Source organism: Bradyrhizobium sp. 179, from assembly GCF_023073535.1.
In the GTDB taxonomy this organism is placed as follows: domain Bacteria; phylum Pseudomonadota; class Alphaproteobacteria; order Rhizobiales; family Xanthobacteraceae; genus Bradyrhizobium.
In genome coordinates, this window is the sequence record NZ_JADPJR010000132.1 from 1 (window position 1) to 1,348 (window position 1,348).

Genomic DNA, 1,348 nt, shown 5'->3' on the forward strand with positions numbered 1-1,348 from the left:
TGTCCGGCCCGGACACATGGGTAACAGGTCGTACCTGAGACATGGGTGACAACCTCGTGCCGTTCGGGTGTCGAGGGTTGCAGGGTCAGTCCACGCCTTCATGGCGCCGGACCATTATTGCTCGGCACGCACTTTCGCCGTCAACCCCGCGCCAAGGGGGCGCGCCCCTGCGGGCTTCGGGGGTTGACCGCTCAGCGCGGCCAAGCAAGTGGCTGGCCATGCCCAAGAATGAGCAAGAGTGCCTTATCAGTCAGAGCGACGATGTCGTACCGGAGACCTCGGTGACGGGCTTCGGGCCGAATGGGTTGTCGAGAGGTTGCAAGGTCTTTTGCTCCAGGTCGAAGTATCCCAGATCGTAGTGCATGAAGCTGACGAGCCAGATGCCGTCGTCGACTTCCTTGATGCCGAGCTTCTGGCCGGCCAGCACGGTCGAGATGTTGATCCTCTTGCGATGCAGGCAGAGCCGGCCGCAGGCCGTGACAAGGACGTCGCGGTCATGGAATGGGTAGGACAGTTCGGGTAGGCCGTCATAGCGGCGCGGTGACGCCGCATACAATTGCGCCGGACACTTCATGCCGAGCGCCTCGTGCGGTCTTTCTATGTTGAACTCGTGAACGAAGGCATCGAAGCGGCCTTGTTGTTGCAGAATGTTCGCGCCCGGTGGCCGGGTCGCCTCCTGCTTCAGCGTCAGATGCATGCGCTCATGGCGGCCATTCTGCTGCGGATGGCCAGGCTTGATGCGCTCGATCGCGATGCCGAGGCGAAGCCACCAGACCGCGAGTTTTGACAGATTGAACAGCGCATTGGGGCTGGCGAACGGCACGCCATTGTCGGAGCGGATCGACAGCGGCAGCCCGCGTTCGGCAAACAGCCGCTCGAACGCCGTCACTGCCAGTTCCTCTCGCGTCGACTCCATGGCTTCGCACATCAGCAAGAACCGCGAAGCCTGATCGGTCACGGTGAGGGGGTAGCAGTAGCGTCCGTTGCCGAGCTTGAACTCGCCCTTGAAGTCGGCGCACCAAAGGTCATTGGGAACGGCGCCGGCCGACAGCGGCGTGCCCTGCGCGCGGTTCTTCCGTTCACGGGCGCGCTTGACCAGGCCGTGGCGATCGAGCACGGCATGGATGGTGCTCTTGGCCGGCACCCTGACGTCACCATCCAGTCGCCGCACCAGGAGCTCGCGGATCTTGCGGGCTCCCCAATGTGGCTTCTCTGCCTTCAGGCGGACGATCTCGCTTTCAAGCTGCTGCGGCAGCTGGTTGGCGTAGCGCACCGGCCGTCGCGACCGGTCCGTCAGGGCCTCGAACCCGTGTTCCTTGTACCGGCCAAAGATCTTGTAGCCGGTCTT

Annotated in this window: 1 protein-coding gene; it reads right to left on the bottom strand. The window is 63.4% G+C overall.

The window, feature by feature from the left end:
* Positions 1 to 250: 250 nt before the first annotated feature.
* On the bottom strand, positions 251 to 1,348 hold a 1,098-nt coding region (locus IVB12_RS30940; protein WP_247304926.1), incomplete at its 5' end, for a helix-turn-helix domain-containing protein.